Source organism: Anoxynatronum sibiricum (assembly GCF_039414295.1).
In the GTDB taxonomy this organism is placed as follows: Bacteria; Bacillota; Clostridia; order Peptostreptococcales; family Tindalliaceae; genus Anoxynatronum; species Anoxynatronum sibiricum.
Genome location: NZ_JBCITM010000005.1, coordinates 203,065 through 221,397, shown reverse-complemented (window position 1 = coordinate 221,397; position 18,333 = coordinate 203,065). Strand labels below are relative to the sequence as shown.

Sequence of the window (18,333 nt, the reverse complement as noted above, 5' to 3'; positions counted from 1 at the left end):
CCTGATTTGCCTCATTGCCATGGCCGGTTATTGCCATTGAACGCCCCTTATTATATCATAAGGCTATGACACCACATACCCCAGATCCCCATATTAATGAAGGCCGTCTCATCATCATGAAGATAGTCCCATCGCATGAAGATATTCACTGCCACGAAGACATTTTCCCGATCATTAAAACCGCACATCACATCATGAGGAGGTTCTCTAAATTGAAGACATCTCACGGTCATGCTTCACTTTGTCATTTTTTTCAATTTTTGTGTTTGTTTCTCGTTGCACTGCTGGTGATGGGCAGCCTGGCCCCCGCCTGGGCTGCCGGTTACCCCCGGAATGCCACGCTGGAGTTGCGGGATACAGCCATCACTTTGGACAACTTCGCTCTGCGTCTGGAACAGCCTCTGGTTTGGCTGGAGGGCCAGCCTTATGGTCCCGCCATGCCTCTGGGTGCTTTTTTAGGGGTGGGGGTTCGCTTTGATGCCACCGAAGGCTGGCTGGAGCTGACCACCGAAGGCGTGTTGAACCAGCCGGGCACCAACCCCTGGGCGGGAGAAGTGGCCCGACTGGGCTACGAAAAAACCCAGCTGCAGCAGCATCAGCAGGCACTGGAGGCTTCACTGGCAGCATTGAACACCAGCAGCACCGGTAGTGCCACCAGCACTGTCTTAACGGAAATGAGCAGCCTTCGTGAGGCGGAGCGCTTTGTTCAGAACGTTTTTGGCCGGGTGCAGGGGATTCCACTGTCGGTGAGCCTTGCAGACAGCGGCAGTCAACTGATGACCATCACCGTCACCGTGGACGAAAGCGACCGCCGGGATTTTGAACGGCTGGCCAGAAGCACCGTCACAGCTTATGTGGAGGATTTGGTGGCCGCCGCCACCACCCTGGCCCCAGGCACCTGGGAAGTGACAGGCAGCCTGAGAAGCCGCAACAACAGCACTCGCAGCCTGGTGGAGTTTGAGGCAGGCAGCAACAGTACCCGCCCCACCCTCACCTTCCGCTATACCCCTTCTGGCAGCAGCAGCTCCAGCTCCCGTGACACCCGCATCGGCAGCGTCACCGCCACCATGGCCCGCCGGGTGGAAGACCGGCTCAATGATCAGCTGAACCGGTATGACGGCGTAGACTACAGCTTTCGGGCCCGAGCCGCAAGAGATGAGCTGGATGTCACCATCGACACCCGCCGCAGTGATTACGAAGCCTTGAGCCAGAGCCGCCGGGAAGCCTTTTTAACCCGGGTGGCCGAGGAAATCAACCAGGCTGAACGGAACCTTTATGTGTGGGGAGAAGTGCTGGACGAAGACACCGGCCGCTTTTTGGAGAGCTTTCGCATGGACAGCGGGCGCCTGCGGTGGCACAGCGCCACCCGTTATGATGACCGGTACGATGACTACTACGACGACCGGTACCGGGATGATGGCCGGTACTGGTACGATGATCGCGACCGGTATGACGACCGGTACCGGGATGCCCGGGATGACCGGTGGCACAACTGGCAGCAGGAAGCCGGCACCACCACCGAGACCGCCGGCAGTCCCCCGATGCAGGATGCCTATGCTGCCCTGGCGGCCCCTGTGGCCATTACCACTCAGCAGGCCGGCATCACCCTCTACCCCCTGCGCATGACGGTGGATGGGGTTTCTTTCCACAGTCAGGAAGAAATGTTTGTCTGGCAGAACACCCTGTATGTTCCCCTGGGTGAATGGGCTGATGCCCTTTATCTGACACTTTCCAGTGATCCTGTCACCAACACCCTGAGACTGGGCAGTAACCCGGCTGCCAGAAGCAACCTGTTCCCGGCCATGCTTCAGCAACTGGAGAATGACCGTCAGACTGTCGCTGCCTTGCAGGCAACGGTGGCCGATTTGGAGCAGCAACTGACTGAAAAGCAGGAAACCCAGCAGGATGAATCCCGTCGCATCCCTTACCGCCGGGTCACCACCCTGGCAGGCATGGAACGCTATTTGGAGGACTATTACGAAACCATTGACGGCATTTCCACTTACATCACTTTGTCTCGTATTTCAGGCAGCCGTTACCGGCTGCGTATTACCTATGATGCCGCTGATTTCAACCGGTTTGATGCCCTTTCCCGCCAGCGGATTGAAAACTGGATTGGTGATATGGAAGCCGCCCTGCAGGAGCTTTTTGATGCCGACGCCACCATCGAGGGCTGGATCACCTCCCGCAACACTGCCTCCAATGAATATACTTATATTACTTTCACCTCCCGGGATGGCAGCCTGCGGTTTAATTTTGAAGAGCACGGTGGCTCAGCTGGTGTTCAGACCGTTGATATTACTGAGCTGTTACGCATTTTACGCCGATACCTGGGCCGCTTTGACGGTATCAGCTATGAATATGATGCCCAATTGATTCGCCGGGATGTGGAACTGACGGTGATCACCCCTGAAAGCCGGTTTATGAACCGGTCTGTCACTTACAAGAGAGACTACCTGATGGCGCTGCAGAAAGAGCTGGAAGACAAGTACCCCAACATTCGAGTGGATGGCTTTATGGTCAACAACCGGGGCGAAGAACCCTTCTACCGGTTCGCCATTGAACGGGGGGAGCTGCGTTCTTACAGTCTGATGGAGGACGTGGCAAGGGAACTGAATCGCAACTGGAACCGTTACGACGACTTGCGTTTCACTTATACGATACGGGAAGACACCGATGGTTCAGTGCGGGTGAAGCTGGAAGGCGATTTCGCCATTCAGGAAAGTGCCTGGCGCTCAGTGGATGAAGCTGCTTTTGATCAGTGGGCTGAAGAGGTGGCCGCCGAAGCTGTACGGCTGCTGAACCGCACCGTCACCCTGGAAGTGGTTGACCGGGTGGCCCAGGTGATTCTGGTGAAGGGCAGGGAGTAGATAATTAAAAGCGCCATCGGGCCGGAAAACCGGTACGGTGGCGCTTTTTAGAGTGTTATGGGATGAACATTTAGCAAACTGAGTCAACGTCTAATACTGATGCAATAAATCATGGTGCCCGACATCCAGTAACAGAATGACTCGATCACCTTCATAGTACCAAATAACTCGAATATCCATATTCACACTGCACTCAAACAAGTTTTCTGTCCCCTTAATACGTTTACTTCTTAGTCAGGGGTGCATGGGATTTTCTGCCAGTCGTTCAACTTTTACTCTAATCAACTTCTTTTCCTCTGCCGTCAATTTCCTGTAGTGTTTCAGAAATCTTTTCGAGTAAGTGATCTGATACACTGCCACCTCACCTTTCGTCTTTGTCTAATTGAGCAAACAGATCATCTACGTTGTCGAAGACCGCCTTCTTTCCAGATTGAATATCTGATTTTAAAGTTTCCATTTCTTCTTTTAATTCTTCTACATATCTTTTGGGATAAATTGCCACCGGCACCAAATGAATCACTCCACCCTGCTCAACAATTTCAAACTGATCGCCTTCCTTTAACCCCATTCGTTTGACTACATCCTTAGGTATGGTTATCTGTGATTTTTTTCGAAGTTCAGTCAGCATTATTTTCACCTCTTCATCTTTTCTTGTTTTTCAATTTTCTTTCTTTCTAACTTTCTATCTTTCTTTCTTTAAGTATACTCCAAACGCCAACGCTGATCAATCATTTTTTCCTGCTTCCTTCAAGCTCATTATTAAAAGTATATCAATCACTATTTTGCATGTGCTGCTTCCTATGCCGCAAAAAACCGGCTGTGACAATCTGTCGCAGCCGGTTTTTTCATTGTTTCATGCGATTTTGATTTACTATTCCCTGCTCATTGTTCCCTGCCTTCTCGTCACAGCCGGTTTTTATTTAGCTTTTATGCTGGTTTAAGTTGGGTTATGCCTGTTGCCGTTTTTTCAGGATCACACCTGCGGCTGTCATAAAGAGGCCGGCCAGGTAGAGGTGATAGGGACTTCTTTCACCGGTTTGAGGCAATGTGGGCACTCCCAGAGGAACTTCTTCGTCGAGAATGATGATTTCTTCAGGGGTGTCCATGGTTACCACTGGTGTTGGCGCTCCCAGAGGAATTTCAAAGGGTTCAATGGTGACGTCTGCATCGGCATCGGCGTCAGCATCGGCGTCAGCATCTGCGTCAGCATCTGCGTCGGCATCAGCATCTGCGTCGGCATCTGCGTCAGCATCGGCGTCGGCGTCGGCATCAGCGTCGGCGTCCTGTTCTTCATCCCGTTCGTTGGTAATGGTCATCATGGGGAACAGGTTGCAGTATTGGTAAGCAACATCTTGTGTCAGGAAGATGGGCACTGATTCAGGGCCGCAAACTCCAAAGAGAATCATTTGGTCACTCAGATCATACAGGGGTGCCAGCCAGTCTGCTCCCGGATCCTCTTCCACAAAGTACGCTCCAAAAGGTATGGCAGGTGGTGTTTCCAAGTTGGCAGGATTACCGAAGTACTTAAATTTCGCCCCTGAGGACATGACTTCGATCAGGCCGTTATCCTGGTTGTCTCCCACCCATTCGCCGTTCCAGAAGAAACGGTTGGTTCCCTGGTAAATGGTGCGTACCAGCGGCTCAACGCCTTCCATGGGAACCCATTCGCCATCGACAAATACCATGGGGGTCAGGGTAATTTCAAAGGGTGTCATGGTATCATCGGTGTCGTCACCCACAATCACTTTTTCAATGATCACATGGGGAATTTCACTGTTGAAGAAATCAATGGTGCGCTGTCCGTTAATGGGGCCTTCCACCATTTGAAGTGCCAGGGTTTCCATGTCGCTGTCTGTTAAAATGATGGTTCCTTCTTCTCCCAGGAATACGTAGTAAGTGAAGGGTGCCCATTGTACCCACTCGTCTGCGTCTTCGCCATCCTTGAGCCCTTCTTCCACTTTGTACCACTTATTCAGTGTCAGGTTCTCGAAGCTGAAGGCGCCGTCGTCATCGGTGAGTGTCTCTGCTTTCCATTCCCATTCTTCGGGGATGGTCATGAGTGTTGCTGAAACCATTTCGTCATCGACTTCGTTTTCTTCCATTCCCTTTTCTTCAGAGAGGGTGATGGGCCAGCCGGCTCCCGGGTCTTTGGGTCCCCAATAGCCGTAGCCGCCGCTGTAGTAGTATTCCATGAAGGGAACGATCCATTTGTTGCCTTCGATGTCGCCAAACTTTTCTTCTGTTCTTTGGTTGGTAATGGTGATGGTGGTGTCGCATTCATTTGACCAGTAGAAAACCAGACCTTTCAAGCCGTTTTCTTCCAGGCTTCTGATCATTGGCTCTCCGCAGTCGGACACGACTTTGTAGTTGATGTCACGATAGCCTTCCGGCAGATCTGTTTCAACGATGTGGTACCAACCAGCAGGAAGGTGGCTCAAATCAATTTGCCCGGTGGTTCCCTGCTGTAGCCCTTCCACGGTCATGGGGAAAGTGGGGGTTTCCTGAGCGCTTGCATACAGGTCGTTGTAGCCTTCATGTACATCAATGATTACTTTGAAGGGGGTGCTGTCCTCTGACAGCAGATCTTCATTTTCGTCGACAATCAGTTTTTCTAGGATCAGTTTGGGGGGAACAACCGTTTCACAATAGAAGAACGTGATATGGCTGATGCTGTCTGGCTGTGGCGAGTAAAGACCTGTGTCGCCATAGGTACCGCCAGGATAGCTGTAGAGGTATCCCCCAGGACCTGCTTTGACCCATACATGATAGACTGGGTCTGTGGCGCTGCTAAAGTCAAAGACGTTGGAGCTGCTGTAGGAAATATTGGTTAATTGAACATCAAACTGCGTGTTGGCATCTGACTTTGAAACCTTGCTGCTGTTCTGACTTCCCAGATTGCCTGCCTGGGGATCATCGATTTTGACTGATTTGAGTGTGCAATCAGAAGGATGACTCACGTCATTCAGTCCCGGTCCCGGGTTTAAGCCCATGTAGAGGGGTTCAATGCCCTGGCCTGTTGTTGGCAGTGAAGCCATCAACATCATACCTGTCAGGTCTAAAAGTTCTTTTTCAAGTTCTTCATCAAGCTCTTCTTCAAGCTCTTCTTCTACTGCGTCAGCTTCTGTTTCATCTGCATCTTCATTAAGCTCTTCGCCAGGTTCACCGTCTGCTTTTTCTTCCTCATCAGCTTCCGGTTCTTCGCCAGGTTCACCTGTCATGTCACCTTCGGTGTCGTTATCTGTTGCTTCGTCATTCAGATTTTCATCTGCTTCATCCAGTTCATCAGAATCATCATCTTCCTCTGCCGGCGGTGCTTCTGTCACGACCTCTTCCTGGCCCTGACCGGAATCGTCAGAAACGGCTGTGTCATCTGCCAGTGCGGTGAAGAAGCTTCCGAAGGCCAGTAGGAAAACCAGTAGTAAGCTCAATGCGAGTTGTCCTTTTCGAAGCTTTCTCATATCTCTCACTCCTTATTTCTGAAAATGGTGCCTGCGTTGTTCTAAAGGCAGGTGCTTTGTTTTCAGCCGCGTTTTGACGGGACGTGGTTACCCGAGGAGTGCCGCGTTTTTCTGGATGGGACGTGGTTACCCATTTTATTTATCTAAAACCTGATGAAAATAGGCGTTCTCTCTTTGGATACTGCTTCAGACCGACGGCTGGCGCTGTTGCTTACATAGATGAGCACCGTTGGTCCTGATGGTGGCTGACTGTTTTCACCTCCCCTTCCTCTTCAGCCCAGCTTCTGTGGCCTTCTCCTTCAACTTTTCCAAGGGCAGCTTGTATCAACTTCATCAGCTCCAGGACACTTCGAAAACTGATGGCTTCGCCGGTGTCCAAGCGCTGAAGGTTTCCCTGCCAGCTATTGTGTTGTTGATAACGGATGTTCACAAGAAACTGATTGGCTGTGCTTGGTGGATGTTGGATGGTTTCATGATTGTTGTTCATCGGGGATGCTCCTTTCTCTGAAGGGAGATGATACCCGACTCCCCATAGAAATGGGTCTGCTATAATTCAATTATACCGTCACCCTGTGACAAAACGCGGACAACGCTGTGACATCTGTGTGACACGGAAAGGCAGGGAATAGTGAATAGGGAATAGGGTATAGAAAAGGCAGAGGATCGGCGGCAGGGAATAGTGAGCAGGGCATAGGGAATAAACTCCAATGGATCAGCGCCAAAGTAAAACTTGGAGGGCAGTTGATAGGGCCCAATGGATAAGGTATAGTGAACAAAAGACCTTCGGTCAAAACAGGGGCAGCGACCCTGAGGGAACTAAAATGGGATGGAGGCGATGGTTGAATGGGTAAAAAGCAACAGCAGCGCTTGGAACAGGCCGTTGAAGCCAGTAAACGGAGCCAGCGGAATCGCTACCTGCTGGCAGGACTTTTGCTTGTACTGGCGGCCATGACCGCTTTTTATGGTGAAGCTTCCGACCTGTTGCAACGCCGGCAAGAACAGAAACTGACACAGCAGCATTTGCTGCTGTTTGAAGACAAGGTTTCAGCTCTGGCAGATGCCGTGTTTGCTGAAGAGTCGACTTCGGCCGCTTTTTTTTCTGATCCTTATGGGGTGTCCTTTTCCATCAGCGACACCACCCACCGGGCCTCTGTGGTCAATGGCCAGGGGGCCACGTTGCAGGAGGCTTGGGATGCTGCTCTTGCCAATGCGATGCAACTTATCGAAGAAGCGCACCTTGAGCCTGTGTGGGTCAAGGTGGATGTGGTGGATCACCGGGAGCCACTGGCCCGGGAAGACCTGCAGGGGATGCTGCAACCTTACCGCAATGAATTTTTCCGCAAGGGCATTGCATTTGATGCTGCCTTTGAAACTGCCTTTCTGGAAGCGGAGATCAACGGCAATAAACTGATTGACTATGAAGAAAAGATCTTGAGCCTGGAAACCATTCAGCAGTATTTGGAGACCTACAGCCGGCCTGTGATTGATGAAATTCCTGAGCAGCTGTATCTTTTCACAGCCCTGGGCTGGTTCTGTGATGAAGCGGGGCATGTCTACCCTTTATATGGTTATGAGGGCAACGGTTATGATTATGGGAGACGCAGGATTGAAGCCTTTGACCGTGAAAAAGCCGCCTCGGTGATTCTTTCTGCCACTGACTGGCTGGCAGGGGAGGTTCAGGAGGACGGCGCCTTCATTTATGGCTATTACCCCACCTACGACCGCCAGTTTACTGCCTACAACCTGCTGCGCCACGCCGTTTCCATTCAGCCCTTCATGTGGACCTACGACATGACAGGGGTTGACACCCATGCCGACGCCACCCGCGCTACCCTGGATTATTTGACGGAGGATCATGTGGTCTACTTACGTCCCGACACTGCTTTTATCATCGACCGCCCCAACGATGAGATCAAGCTGGGAGGCAATGCCCTGGCCATTATCACGCTGATGCAGTATATGGATACCTACGAAACGGATCAATACTTATCGCTGTGCGTTTATCTGGGAAATGGCATACTGGAGCTGATGGATGAAGAGGCCGGCACTTTCTACCATGTGCTGAACACTGATTTTTCTCCCAAAGAAGCCTTTCGAACGGTATATTATGACGGTGAATCCGCCTATGCCCTGGCACTGCTTTATGAAATGACTGGTAATGACAAGTGGCTCGACGCAGCCCGTTCAGCGGTGGAAAACTTCATTCGGGAAGACTACACCCGCTACCGGGATCACTGGGTGGCCTATGCCCTGAATGAGGTGACCCGCCATGACCCCAACCAGCGCTATTACGAGTTTGCCCTGCGTAATGTACAGGAGAATCTAAACGCCATTTATCACCGGGATACCTCTTACCATACTTATCTGGAGCTGCTCATGGCCAGCTTCGATCTGTATCATCGCATCAAAGAGAACAACCTGCAGGTGGATTACATGGCACATTTTGATGAAGCCTTTTTCATTGACACGATTTTTCACCGGGCTGAGCACATGCTCAATGGCTTTTTCTACCCGGAGTACAGCATGTATCTGAGAAACCCCCAGCGGATTAACGGCACTTTCTTTATTCGCCATGACGGCTATCGGGTGCGTATTGATGACGTGGAGCATTTTATTGCCGGTTATTACAACTTCTGGCGGCATTACGAGGCTTTGAGGCACTATCAGAATGAGTTTGCTCAGTAATGCAACCGCCAATTAGACACTTTTCAAATCATTTCAGCCAGCTTCACCTTCTCAGTGTCTGCAAGATTCACTCTCTGAAGAGCAACCAACTGAAACGGGTCTCGGCGTTTTTCCCGAGACCCGTTTGTCATATTAGTGGCTTTTATTAATCATTGTACGCTGCTTAAGCAGCTTCCCGTTTTCTGAGAATCATGCCTACCACGGCCAGCAGAATACCTGCCAGGTACATGGGATACGGGCTGCGTTCGCCAGTTTTCGGTAAAACGGGTGCTCCCAGAGGAACTTCCTCTTCAAGTGACAGGATTACCACTTCATCCACTTCCATGGGAACCTGTGGAACAATGGGGCCCCGGGGTGCAGTGGGGGTTCCAAGAGGGATTTCTTGGGGTTCCAGCACCACTGTTTCGTCTGAATCAGCATCTGCATCGGCGTCTGAATCAGCATCGGCATCGGCATCGGCGTCTGCGTCTGAATCAGCATCGGCATCGGCATCGGCGTCAGCGTCTGCATCGGCATCGGCATCGGCGTCTGAATCAGCATCAGCATCAGCATCGGCGTCAGCGTCTGCATCGGCATCTGCATCAGCATCGGCGTCGGCGTCGGCGTCTGAATCAGCATCGGCATCGGCGTCGGCGTCAGCATCTGCATCACCTTCTTCGGGTTGCTTGTAATTGACTTCACTTTCAGTGTGTTTTTGAACCACTTCTGTTACCACTTCTTGAATCTGGCGGCTGATCAGCGGCTGTGATGCCAGGTTTTCAACTGTCAGTTTTCCATTTTCATCAAGAGGCAGTTCGCCGTCAACCAGCGGCAGAAACACGTAGTAGTCTTTTTCCACGGTGGTTTTAGTTCCCGTCACTGAGATCTTCACCCACAGATGGTCAGGAATTTCATTTTCAGGAATACGAATGGTTACTTTGATGGTTTCTTCTTTTCCTTCGCCGGTTCTGTCTGATGCGACTTCGTAGCCTTTAATTGCCTGGTAAAAGTCATAGTCAGGGTGTTCAGGGGCCATTTCTTCGCCAGGTAAAAACTCATATTGCAGGGTGTAGTAGACGCTTGTCGGATTGTAGAAATAGGTGGTTGCATCTGTTGATTCACCAAATCCATCCACCAGATTTCGAAGTGAATCAAAAAGGGTTAACACTTCGGTGTTATTGGGGCTGCCCACATAGGTGTCCAATACTTTATTGCCCTGCAGCTTTTGGTGGGTTTCAACACCCTGCGGCACAGCATCGGGATTTAACACGTACCAAATGGCGGCTTGTACTGCTGCGATGCTCACATCATTATCTTTCAGGCTGCCATCTTCATTTTGGGGCTGGTTCTCCATGATGAGAGCCAGTTGTCCTTTTTGTACTTCTGTCAATTCATTGTACTCTTTCAGGAATACTTTCCCGTATTCCACACCATCGCTGAAAGGTGTTTCCTGATCGATGCAATAAGCTTCATAAAACTCCTGCACAGCTTCTTCATCAAAGTCATTTTGGATTTCTGTCACCGTTTCATCCGGATGGCTTTCTGAATCATCTTTCACAACAACCTCAAAGAGTGCTGTTGGAATTTTGTCACCTTGAGCAATTTTCCATTCACCAAAGCTGTAGGCGGGTTTGCCTCTTTCATTGTCTCTTTTCCACTCAGCATCAGCCTTGTAAATAATGTCGTAGCCATATTTGGCAATAGTTGCCTGATAAACATCTCCCAATTCCCAGGCCATCATGGCATCTTCAAATTCATCACCAAAGAGGTCTTCCAAGAGCTCCCGGCGCACTTCTTCAGGCACTTCTTCCCAGCCGGTGTCGTTGCCTTCTTCCCATCCTATTTCGTATTCAATGGAAAGTTCTTTTTCTGCTTCGTCTTCTTCTGTTGCTTCTTCATCAGCTTCATCTGCTGCTTCATCTGCTTCGATAAGCTCGACGTACAGGTCTCCTGTGTCCCCTTCAAGACGTTCTTCCGGTTCTTCAGGGTCCTGTGAAATCACTGGCTGAATATCGTCTTCCTGAACACTTTCCTGGAGCTCTGTTTGTTCCGGTGTATCTGCCAGAGATGGCATCACACTGCCGAAAGCCAATAATAATACCAGAAGTATTGCCAATCCTGCTTGCAGTTGTTTGTGTCTTCTTTTTAATGTTCTCATGGTGTTCGCTCCTTCAATTAAATGATACCTGTTTTCTTCTGGAGCCAGGAGCTCTTTTTTCAGCCGCATTTTTGAGAGGGACGTGGTTACCCATTGGTGATTCTGTCTTACTCTGAAAATCTTGTGAATGGCCACCTGTCTGGTCAATGTAATAGATTCATTATACACGGTGCTTGTGACAAATGACGGACAAGGCTGTGACATCTGCGTGACACGGCAAGGCAGGGAACAGGCAATAGGGAATAGGGAATGAAAAAAACAGGCCCCCGATCTTACTCAGAGGCCTGTTTGCGAAACGTTATTCAACTTGTGCCATGTTTTGTCTATTATGCGTGTGATCGTTTTCTGAAGAGGAATCCGGCTGCCATCAGGAATGCACCTGCCAGATAGAGATGATACGGGCTTCTTTCGCCTGTTTGTGGCAGTACGGGTGCTCCCAATGGAATCTCTTCGTCAAGTACGATGACTTCTTGCGGTGCCTGAGGTACTGTGGGTGCTGCCAGCGGAACTTCAGTTTCCTGAATTTCGATGGTTTCGTCTGCATCAGCATCGGCGTCTGCATCGGCATCGGCGTCTGCGTCTGCATCGGCGTCTGCATCGGCATCAGCGTCTGCGTCTGCATCGGCATCGGCGTCTGCATCGGCATCGGCGTCAGCATCGGCATCAGCGTCTGCATCGGCATCGGCGTCAGCGTCGCCTTCCGGTGGATCGTAAGCGTTGACAACGGTCACGATCACTCGAATGGGTGTCAGTTCTTCATTATCTCCGAAGAGATCGAAGTCTGCCGAACCATCTTCATTCAGTGTCAGTTCGACTGGTACGGTGATGCCCTCTTCATTGTCATACTCGTAACGAACTTCATAGCGCAGTCGTTCGTAATTCTGTTGCTGAAGAGGTGTCAGGTTCTCAATGATGTTGTAGGCCATCATCAGGTCAGGTGATTCATCTTCCGGATACCAATGGGTTTCGGGTCCCACGGGGCCAGCGGTGGTAAGGGTGTAAGGACCTGTGAAGTCATCTTCCCCTTCGATGCCACTGACAACCACGTTGAACTCAACGCCACCCTGATTAATAACCGGTGTTTCGATGGTTTCGCCTTCGCTGCCTTCTGTCACTACCACGATTCGCTTTTCAAGTTCCAGGTTGATTTCCATCATTTCTGGCGGAGTGTAGCGATTGATGACTTTGATGCGAATTCTGTCGGGCATATCCATCTCCCAGAGGTTCAGTTCAACCGGTGCCTCTTCAGGGGCGTATTCGGTTGTGCCATCGCCTTCTTCTCCCCAGAAGTACTCCACTTCGTAGCCTACCAGTTGGAAATGATCATTATCCCATTCTTTTTCGTAGAATTCATAGTTCATCACCAGGTTGTCATACCAACGGGTTTCGGTGATCACCCCGCCAACGGTGAGTTCATAATCATCTGCGAAGGTGTTGCTGTCTTCCATTCCCTGAGTTTGATAGATATCTATTGGGAACGGAAAATCAGGGTAATCTTGACCTTGAAGTTCGTCAATCACCAGGATGAATTCTGGCACTTCAAGATCTTCGATGTTGACGCCTTCGGGAAGCTGCAGTTCTTTTTCCATTTCGATGGTGATCTCACGACGTTCCCGATTCACCACGTTCAGTTCGTAAGGCTCGTTGGGTGAATATGAAGGAGGTGCAACGGCTTGTGTGCGAACTTGATTGTTGTTTCCAAAGGTGATGCTTCCCACAAAGACTTCTCCCGTGGTGTTGCCACTGCCAGGGGTCCACATTGCTTCTGAATTCCACCAGGAGTGTTCAAACCGGAAATTGTCATCTTCGCCAACAACTTCGTAGATGCTATAAGTGCCTTGTGTCAGGTTGTTGAGTACCAGGCTGTCATTGCCTTCCCCTGGTCCTTCTGCGAAAAGAACTTCGTCTTTGTAGACTTTAAAGGTGAAGCCACTGGCACTGATTTGTTCAGGCTCACGGTCTCCCAGACCCAGCCACCATTTGTTGACAATGAGGGAATCCAGTTCCCGGTTGGTGATGGTGAGTGTTTTGGGTGATGAGACATGGGCTCTGCCCAGGGTTGCCATTCCATTTGATTCAATGGTGAACTCTTCAAATTCAAAGTTATCAGGCATTCCCACTTCTTCAACCGTATAGGTGCCGAAGGGCAGCCCTTCCAGTTGAACAGGAACTCCAACGCTTAATGGGAACCAGGTTGGGTTTTCCGAATGTGGTGTGTAGCCGTGATCTGCCGGCATTTCCAGCGTGCCTGCCGGATTTTTAACGGTGATCCAGAAGACGGGATCAGTTTCCACATCCATAAGACTTACTGCTGCCGGCATCATTTGCCCGGGTACTTCCACCATATGAGCATCACTTTTTACAACGTCTTTAATGATTGTCAGTTTCGCTCTCAGTTCTTCGTTGGTGGCAGTGGTTTCTTTTGTTTGGTTAAACCCATGGATGGTGCTTTCCCAAACGATGGGTTCTCCATTGTGGCTGCCTGCACCACCGTTGTTCAGATCAAAGTCTGCGGAGCCAGCCACGACTTCTGTTACCAGATAGTCACCGGGAAGCAGGTTCTTGAACTGATCGGTTGGTGTACTGCTGTTCAGGGTAATGGTTTTGCCGGTGAAAACATATTGGCTGTTCTGATTGGCGTAGAGTTTAAAGGTAAACTCTCTGCCTTCAGGAATTTCGCCGGCTTGTCCGCCGTAAGGGGTCCACTCTTTTGTGACTTCAATTTTGTTGAGTTTGATGGAAATGGTTCTTTTTCCTGACAGATCAACAAATGTGGATGATCCATCTGTGGAAATCAGTGGCTGTCCTTCTTTGCCACTGGAAGTGTAGTTTGCTTTGTACCAGGATGCGGCAAAGCTTTGAGCTTTCCCGGTAACTTCCACTTCAAAATCCATATCTTCAGTCACTGCTGATTTGTTAACAAGAATCGTCACTTTTTTCTGGTGCCTTCCGGCATTCATCACCGTTTCTTGTCTTTGCCAGTTCCCTGCTCCGAACAAGCTGTCCAACTGGCTGTCTGTCATGTTATGGGTGAGGGCTGAGTAACTGCTGCTGCCGCTCACATCTTTATCATACCCGTAGGTGAATTCAATTTTCAGATGATCTCCGTCAATGCTCATGGAGGGGGTATCTACCTGGATGACTGCTCCCAGGTTCACCATGGGTTGCAGACCAATTAAATAATCATAGGCTTTCTTTGTGTTGCCGCTGAGGTTATGGTTTCGATTGTTGGTGCGTTTCCAGATGGCCTTTTGAGTGGCTTCAATGGCTTGTGCCTCAGTCAAGTTCGTTGTTCCATAAAGAGCGTTTAACTCACTCAGTGACAATGTGGGGTAGGAGTTGGCCAGAATCGCCAGTACATAATTATTGGCCGTATAGCTGGTTTGCTTGGTGTAGGTGTTCACCCACCAGCGCGTCTGCCAAAAGAAATCCCGTGTGCGGTATGCATTTTCCAGTGGCTTATCATAGTCAACGCAGTATACCAAAATATCGGAGCCAATGAAGCTGGTGGGGCCCAGTTCCCTGATGATATACCCATACCCGTTTGCCGCATAATCGCCTGTGAATCCATATCGTGTACTTGCATCCATCATCATCATGGGCAATGGTGCCGGTACTGATTGAACCAACTCAAGAACGGTGGACTCAGCCACAAACACTTCTTCGCTCAATACTGCAGTTTCCTGCACTTCTTCAGAACCTTCAGTCTCGCCACCGCTTCCTTCTGTGTCAGCTTCTGTGTCAGCGTCAGCGTCTGCATCGGCTTCTGTGTCAGCGTCTGCGTCTGCATCGGCTTCTGTGTCAGCGTCAGCGTCTGCATCGGCTTCTGTGTCAGCGTCTGCGTCTGCATCGGCTTCTGTGTCAGCTTCTGTGTCAGCGTCAGCGTCTGCATCGGCTTCTGTGTCAGCGTCTGCGTCTGCATCGGCTTCTGTGTCAGCGTCTGCGTCGCCTTCTTCTTCAAGTTCTTCTTCAATTACGACTGGCCCGCCAACAGGGGTGAGCTCGTCCTGGCGAATCATTTCTGCCACGACGACCACTGAAAGATTGTCTTCGGCCAGCGCTTCCTGCCATTTAGCCAGGTTGAATGTCTGGTTTAATCCATTGGTGCCTTCGATAATACTGTCTTCCAGGCTTCCGCCTTCTTTTGTCTGTCCTCTGAGGCTAAGGGCGTTGACCAGCCAGTTTTCACCTGGTGTTACCACTACTGTCAGGTTCTGACCATTTTGTAAAGCGGTCATTTCACCCACAATTTCTCCTGTTGCCAGCAGTGTCAGATTCACTGGCCCAAAGTTTTGTACGGGGTCAATAAAATCAGCTGCTTCCTCAAAGTCTTCTTCAATCTCTTCATGAATGATGACTTGTTTCCCGCCACCACTACTGCCGGTTTCTGCCAACGCCGATATCACACTGCCAAAAGCCAGCAGAAACACCAGCAGCATGGCCAAGCCTGTTCGCAGTTGCCTTAATCTTCTTCTGCGGGTTCTCATGTGGTTCTCACTCCTTTTCTGAAAATGTGCCTGTGTTTTTCTGGAGCCAGGCCCTCTTTTTTCAGCCGCGTTTTTTGGATGGGACGTGGTTACCCGGGAGTGCCGCGTTTTTTAAATGGGACGTGGTTACCCATTGGTGCTTCCGTCTGCGTTCTGAAAGGTCTAGTTACTACATAAGTGCGTTATCGGTCATTTTCCCAGTTGCTGATATTTGCAAGGTTGTCACTATCCAAGTTGTTCATGATGCTTTTTTCCCGTTTTCACCTCCTTTTTCTGTGTCTTCCAGTTTCTGAGATCCGTTTCAGGCAGGTGTCTGTCCCCTTGTTGTTTGACGGCTGCTTCCATCAGGGTCATCAGTTCCAGCGCACTTCGAAAGTTGATGGTTTCGCCTGTGTCCAGGCGCTGGATGCTTCCCTGCCAGCTGTGGTTCTGCTGGTAACGAACGTTGACAAGAAACTGAGAGCCTCCGAGATTGGGTGTTGTCTGGTGTCTGTTTGCTTTATTCATCGGGGTCCTCTCCTTTCAGCGAAGGGGGAATTCTCTCCCCACCCCCGTTGAATGCATTTTGGGTGACAAATGGGTATGTTTTGTTTGCTGTGTTAGGTCCATTATACCCGGAGGTTGTGACAAATGACGGACAAATCTGTGACATCTGTGTGACATGGAAAAACAGTTGATAGTTAGCAGGGAATAGTGAATAGGAAGGGCAGTGAAAAGCTTGCAGGGAATAGGGAATAAAAAATACCTCCCTATTAGGGAGGCGGGGGCTGTAGACAGCATAAGCTGAAGACAAGGGATTTGGTAAAGGGCAGCATTGAAAATCTTGTCAGTGTTTTTTCGAAAAGGAACGAAAACTGCAAGCGCCTGCTGTTTGAGCGCAGCGAGTTCAGGCGCTGTTTTCGAGACTTTCGACTAAAAACACACAAGATTGGAATCAGCTGGCCGGTCCAAAGCCCTTTGTCTTCAGCCTCTACCACCCCATTAGGGATGAGGTATGGGTGGGTGTTAGGATTCTTCCAGATCAATGACCTGGCTGTATACTTCACGCTTGGGAAGCTGGCGAAGGCGGGCGGTTTCTTTGATGGCTTCTTTTTTGGAAAGGCCGGTGGCCATGAGCTGGGTCACCTGCTCTTGGATGGTGAGGTGGTCATGAGCCTGTGCGGCGGCCTGCAGGCGCTGAATGGGGTCAAGGCCGGCCACCACCAGCACCATTTCGCCCTTTGGATCCCCCGGTGCGGTGTCAAGCTGCTGCCTGATTTCTTCCAGGGTTCCCCGGTACCAGGTTTCGTGGCGTTTGGTGAGTTCCCGGCCCAAAGCGGCCTGCCGGTTGCCCAAGGTATCTGCCAATTGTTTCAGGGTGGACAGGATGCGATGGGGGGCTTCGTAGAAAATCAGGGTGTGGGGCAGGTCTGTGAGTGAGGCCAGATGTTCCCGTTGCTTCTTTTTTTCCCGGGGCAAAAAACCCTCGAAGGTGAAGCGTTCTGTGGAAAGGCCTGAGGCGGCCAGGGCCAGAAGGACGGCGGAGGGGCCGGGGAGAACTTCAAAGGGAAGGTTTTCCCGAAGGCAGGCGGCCACCAGGTGGGTGCCCGGGTCTGAAATGCCGGGCATGCCGGCATCGGTGATGAGGGCAATGGTTTTGCCCTGGCGGAGGGCTTCCAGCAGGGGGCCTTCCTTTTCTCTGCGGTTGTGTTCGTGATAGCTCACCAAGCTTTTGCGGATGTTCAGGTGGTTCAGCAGCTTCAGGCTGCGCCGGGTGTCTTCGGCGGCGATGAAATCCACCTGTTGCAGCACTTCGATGGTGCGCAGGGTGAGATCCCCCAGATTGCCCAGGGGGGTGGGGCACAGGTAGAGGGTGCCTGGCTGTATGGTGAAGCGGTATGCACTGTTTTCAAGGGTGGCTGTCATGGAGCTGCCTCCTTTTCTTTGCCGTAGCAGGCCAGCAGCTGGGGGGTGTAGGTGCCATCGGGGTGGTAGATGATGAGGGGCGGGTGACTTTTCAGCTCTGGTCGGCCATTTTTGGTGAGCTGCAGCAGTACCATGGTGGGGGCTTTATGAGAATGGGAATGCACCATTTGCATCCACTTGGGTTCCAGCCGGTATTGCCTTCCCAGTACCATGATGTCTGCCAGGCGCTGGGGACGGTGAATCAGGTAGAACTGTCCTCCCGGCTCCAGCAGCCAGGCTGTCTGTGCCATGAGTTCCTGCAGGGTAAGGGTAATTTCGTGGCGGGCAATGGCTTTCTCCTCCCGGGGATTGGTAAGGCTGCCCGGGGGAAGGTAAGGGGGGTTGCTGGTGACCACTTGAAAGGAAGCGGGAGCCAGCACTTCCTGAAGATGGCGAATATCATGGTTGAGAATTTGAATGCGTTCATTCAATCTGTTCATGGCCACGCTGCGGCGGGCTCTTTCAGCCTGGGTTGGCTGTATTTCAACCCCGGTGATGTGGCAGTGGGGGTTTTTGCCGGCCAACAGCAGGGGGATTACGCCGGTGCCGGTGCCCAGGTCAATCACCCGGGCATTCCTTTTGGGTCGGGCGAAGTGGCTGAGGAGCACGGCATCGACCCCGAAGCAGAAGCCTTCGGGGTCTTGGATCAGGTGAAGTCCATTAAGTTGCAAGTCATCCAGCCGTTCTCCCGGCTGCAGGTAGTCTTGAAAAGGTGGCATGGTGTTCCCTCAGTTTCATTGATGATTGAACCA

The 18,333-nt window shown here is 50.9% G+C and carries 10 protein-coding genes; 2 read left to right on the top strand and 8 right to left on the bottom strand.

Going from position 1 to position 18,333, the window contains the following annotated elements; all coding sequences use genetic code 11:
* Positions 1–212 precede the first annotated feature (212 nt).
* A complete protein-coding gene (locus AAIG11_RS07125) occupies positions 213–2,870 on the top strand; it encodes a hypothetical protein (protein ID WP_343185546.1) in 2,658 nt (885 codons plus the stop codon).
* Between the two features lie 361 nt (positions 2,871–3,231).
* On the opposite strand, the gene AAIG11_RS07120 is transcribed toward AAIG11_RS07125, so the two are convergent.
* The 3 genes from AAIG11_RS07120 to AAIG11_RS07110 all read right to left on the bottom strand — a co-directional run bounded on the left by AAIG11_RS07120 (position 3,232) and on the right by AAIG11_RS07110 (position 6,815).
* Positions 3,232–3,498 carry an AbrB/MazE/SpoVT family DNA-binding domain-containing protein gene (locus AAIG11_RS07120; RefSeq protein ID WP_343185545.1) on the bottom strand — a complete coding sequence of 89 codons (267 nt, stop codon included), beginning with the start codon at positions 3,496–3,498 and terminating at the stop codon, positions 3,232–3,234.
* A 319-nt stretch (positions 3,499–3,817) separates the two neighbouring features.
* Complete coding sequence (locus AAIG11_RS07115; protein ID WP_343185544.1) at positions 3,818–6,328, bottom strand: LPXTG cell wall anchor domain-containing protein; 2,511 nt, start codon at positions 6,326–6,328, stop codon at positions 3,818–3,820.
* A gap of 211 nt (positions 6,329–6,539) precedes the next feature.
* Positions 6,540–6,815, bottom strand: coding sequence for a hypothetical protein (locus AAIG11_RS07110; protein WP_343185543.1), 276 nt, complete (start codon positions 6,813–6,815; stop codon positions 6,540–6,542).
* A gap of 356 nt (positions 6,816–7,171) precedes the next feature.
* On the opposite strand from AAIG11_RS07110, the gene AAIG11_RS07105 reads away from it, so the two are divergent.
* Positions 7,172–9,013, top strand: a complete 1,842-nt coding sequence (locus tag AAIG11_RS07105; protein ID WP_343185542.1) for a glycosyl hydrolase family 88 — start codon at positions 7,172–7,174, stop codon at positions 9,011–9,013.
* Positions 9,014–9,176: 163 nt separating this feature from the next.
* Here AAIG11_RS07105 and AAIG11_RS07100 read toward each other — a convergent pair whose 3' ends face one another.
* The 5 genes from AAIG11_RS07100 to AAIG11_RS07080 all read right to left on the bottom strand — a co-directional run bounded on the left by AAIG11_RS07100 (position 9,177) and on the right by AAIG11_RS07080 (position 18,300).
* Positions 9,177–11,150: a Cys-Gln thioester bond-forming surface protein gene (locus AAIG11_RS07100; RefSeq protein WP_343185541.1), complete on the bottom strand. Its 1,974-nt coding sequence runs from the start codon at positions 11,148–11,150 to the stop codon at positions 9,177–9,179.
* Between the two features lie 326 nt (positions 11,151–11,476).
* Positions 11,477–15,637 (bottom strand): Cys-Gln thioester bond-forming surface protein, encoded by a 4,161-nt coding sequence (locus AAIG11_RS07095; protein ID WP_343185540.1) that lies wholly within the window; start codon positions 15,635–15,637, stop codon positions 11,477–11,479.
* Between the two features lie 225 nt (positions 15,638–15,862).
* The gene (locus AAIG11_RS07090) at positions 15,863–16,144 is read right to left on the bottom strand and encodes a hypothetical protein (protein ID WP_343185539.1); all 282 of its coding nucleotides are present in this window, start codon (positions 16,142–16,144) and stop codon (positions 15,863–15,865) included.
* Positions 16,145–16,642: 498 nt separating this feature from the next.
* Positions 16,643–17,542 (bottom strand): 16S rRNA (cytidine(1402)-2'-O)-methyltransferase, encoded by a 900-nt coding sequence (gene rsmI / locus AAIG11_RS07085; RefSeq protein WP_343185538.1) that lies wholly within the window; start codon positions 17,540–17,542, stop codon positions 16,643–16,645.
* A complete protein-coding gene (locus AAIG11_RS07080; RefSeq protein ID WP_343185537.1) occupies positions 17,539–18,300 on the bottom strand; it encodes a tRNA1(Val) (adenine(37)-N6)-methyltransferase in 762 nt (253 codons plus the stop codon). The genes rsmI and AAIG11_RS07080 overlap by 4 nt, the downstream gene beginning before the upstream one ends.
* Positions 18,301–18,333: the final 33 nt, after the last annotated feature.